Source organism: Microcystis sp. M49636_WE2, from assembly GCF_030065375.1.
In the GTDB taxonomy this organism is placed as follows: Bacteria; Cyanobacteriota; Cyanobacteriia; order Cyanobacteriales; family Microcystaceae; genus Microcystis; species Microcystis aeruginosa_C.
Genome location: NZ_JASJFG010000865.1, coordinates 1 through 3,205, shown reverse-complemented (window position 1 = coordinate 3,205; position 3,205 = coordinate 1). Strand labels below are relative to the sequence as shown.

The window sequence follows — 3,205 nt, the reverse complement described above, 5'->3', positions numbered from 1 at the left end:
GGTAAAACGGGAACTTGGCAAAGAGGCTATTTTGATCAAAATGTCAACTCTCCCACCTATAGAAATTTCTTATTTAATGAGGGAAAACAGGGCTGGCGCGATGATAGCACTTGGTCCCGGGGTCAAGCTTGGTTTATTTATGCTGCCACGACGGCCTATATTTACACTGGCGATCCGGAAATGTTAACCATTGCCAAGGCTGCCATTAATTATTATCTGGAAAATTTGCCCGATCGTTGGCCTGGTGGACAAAGACGCGCCGGAGATTTTATTCCCCCTTGGGATTTTGATTATGCCTTGCAAAAAAATGCCGCTACGGAAAAGGATTCTTCGGCAGCAGCGATCGCTGTGGCGGGGATGATTCGCTTATTAAAAGCTTTACCCAGCAGTGATCCTAGTTATGGAACCTATCGAGAGGCGATCGATAATATTCTCTTGAATCTGACTTCTTTTCAGTATTTTCCCGATGAAACCGCCCCAGAGATGAGTCTATTGCGTCATGGTTGTTATCATCATCCCGCATCGATTCGACCCAGCCAAATCTATGATACGGGTTTAATTTGGGGAGACTTCTTTTTTATCAACGCTTTAACTGAATACCAAGATTTACCCGATAGTTAACTGACTACTTAATTCTTGCCCTTTTTGAGAGGGGAAGTGGCAAACTATTAACTGTTGACCGTTGAATGGGAAAAGACTGTGGATATTCGCTTAATCGTTGTCGATGTGGATGGAACGATCGCCGGTAATAACAATCAGGTTAATCCGGCTGTGGTGCAAGCGGTCTCGGCCGTCCAAAAAAAGGGAATTCCCGTCGCTATTGGCACTGGCAGGATGTACCGTTCGGCTTTACGCTTTCATCAACGCCTTAAATCGACTTTACCTATAATTGCTTACAATGGCGCTTGGATTCAAGATCCTGTTTCCCAAGTTCACCATCGACATACCCCCATTTCCCCCGACTTGGCGATCGATCTTTTAGATTATCTCGAACAACCCCAATGGAAAGAGAAAATCTCCCTTAATTTTTATATGGACGATGTGCTTTATGTGCGGCAATTAAACGCGGAAACGGAATTCTATCGGCAGCGATCGGGTATTATTGCCGAAGCAGTGGGAGATTTACGCAAAGTTGCCCACAAAACTACTAAAATCCTGGCCATGGGAGAAGATAAGCAATTTATCGCCGAGATTTGGCAGCATTTACAGCAACGCTATCAAAATCAAGATTTATATTTTACCCAATCGAGTCCGACTTTTTTTGAAGTTACCCACGTTGAGGCTACCAAGGGAAGCGCCACCCAATTTTTGGCCGAAGATATCCTAGGATTACAACCGCAAAACGTCATGGCGATCGGTGATAATTTTAATGATGTTTCTATGCTCACCTATGCGGGTGTCGGTGTCGCCATGGGTAATGCTCCCCAAGCTGTTAAGGATCAAGCCGATTGGGTTGCCCCCAGTGTAGACTTAAATGGGGTAGCCGCGGCCTTGGAAAAGTTTGTTTTGATTTGAGGAATGGGGGAATGGGGAAGTGGGGAAATGGGGGAATGGGAAATTTCAACTAAAACCCCAACACCCTAAAACCCCGAAACCAAAAAACCAACAGCCTTTTTACCGAGAAAATTATGACCATTAATACGCAAACTGTTACGATTTCTAACAAAGATATTGACATAGATGCCTATTTAGCCATTCCCGATCGAGTGGGAATTTATCCAGCAATTATCGTGATTCAGGAAATATTCGGCGTAAACGACCATATTCGCCATATCACCCGTAGAATTGCCCAAGAAGGCTATATAGCGATCGCTCCTGCCATTTATCAGCGATTTGCTCCCGGTTTTGAAACGGGGTACAGTATGGCAGATATCGAAATCGGTCGTCAGTACAAAGAACAAACCAAAGCAGCCGAATTAATCAGCGATATCCAGGCCACCATCGATTATCTTTATAGTTTGCCACAGGTGCAAAAAACCGGTGTCGGCACGATCGGTTTTTGTTTTGGTGGTCATGTGGTTTATCTTGTCTCCACTCTAGAGGATATCAAAGTTAGTGCCTCTTTTTACGGTGCGGGAATCACCATGGGAACCCCAGGCGGTGGCCAAGCGACAGTGAAAGTGACTCCCCAAATCAAGGGGACAATCTACGCATTTTTCGGGATGTTAGATGCGAGTATTCCTCAAAAGCAAGTGGATGAGATAGAAAACGCATTAATCCGTTATCAAATCCCCCATCGAGTTTTCCGCTATGAAAATGCCGACCATGGCTTTTTCTGCGACCAAAGAGCTAGTTATAATGCTAAGGCGGCCAAATCTGCCTGGGATCATGTGCTAGAGTTATTTAGCCTTCTTAAATCTTAATGGTCTGACCCCTCAAGCTTCAGCTTACACTGGAAGCAGATCGAAATCACACTTGTAACCATTCTATTTATCATGACACCGAACCCTGCCTTTTCCATGGACGATTTTGCCAAAGCTCTTGATCAATACGATTATCAATTTGAAAAAGGGCAGATCGTGCGCGGGAGAGTCGATCAACACACCTCCGATGGAGCATACATCGATATTGGCGGCAAATCCTCCGCTTTTATTTCTTTAAGGGAAATTTCCCTGGAAAATGTTACTTCCATTGCCGAAGCTTTACCCATAGGTGCAGAATTCGATTTTCTGATTACCCGTGGACAGGACGCGGAAGGACAAGTTACCCTGTCTCTGCGGCAATTATTACTACAAAAAGCCTGGGAAAATGTCAGGGAAATCTCTGAAAGTGGCAAGTCAGTACAGATGCGCGTCACGGGGGTGAATAAGGGGGGAGTAACGGGGGAAGTGGAGGGATTAAAAGGATTTATCCCTCGCTCCCATTTAATCGAAAAAAATGATTTAGATTCCCTGATCGGACAACTTTTAACCGCAACTTTTATTCAAATCGATCAAGAAAATAATAAGTTAGTTTTATCTCAGCGAGAAATTGCTCGCGCTAACGCTATCAGTCAATTAGCTGTGGGTAAATTATTAAGTGGCACCGTGGTTAAATTACAACCCTACGGTGTCTTTGTCGATTGCGGTGGAGTGACGGGATTACTCCATGCTAAACAGGTGACAGGAGCCTCTTTTAATTCTCCCATGACTTTCTTTAAAGTTGGTCAAGCAATTAAAGTGGTAGTCGCGGAAATTGACGAATATAAAAATCGCATTTCCCTATC

The 3,205-nt window shown here is 44.3% G+C and carries 3 protein-coding genes and 1 pseudogene; all 4 read left to right on the top strand.

The annotated features are described in order from the left end of the window. Positions 1 to 621 (top strand): annotated as a pseudogene (locus PX484_RS19780) (hypothetical protein); the annotation flags it as partial. Positions 622 to 699: 78 nt separating this feature from the next. After that, positions 700 to 1,515 carry a Cof-type HAD-IIB family hydrolase gene (locus PX484_RS19775; RefSeq protein WP_287767039.1) on the top strand — a complete coding sequence of 272 codons (816 nt, stop codon included), beginning with the start codon at positions 700 to 702 and terminating at the stop codon, positions 1,513 to 1,515. A 113-nt stretch (positions 1,516 to 1,628) separates the two neighbouring features. Next, complete coding sequence (locus tag PX484_RS19770) at positions 1,629 to 2,363, top strand: dienelactone hydrolase family protein (protein ID WP_287767035.1); 735 nt, start codon at positions 1,629 to 1,631, stop codon at positions 2,361 to 2,363. A gap of 96 nt (positions 2,364 to 2,459) precedes the next feature. After that, positions 2,460 to 3,205 (top strand): S1 RNA-binding domain-containing protein (locus tag PX484_RS19765; RefSeq protein ID WP_288105224.1); only part of this gene is annotated, 746 nt, incomplete at its 3' end.

Bases quoted from the DNA above. Each gene is read 5' to 3' on its own strand.
- PX484_RS19770 (WP_287767035.1), top strand. From the start codon at position 1,629: ATGACCATTAATACGCAAACTGTTACGATTTCTAACAAAGATATTGAC.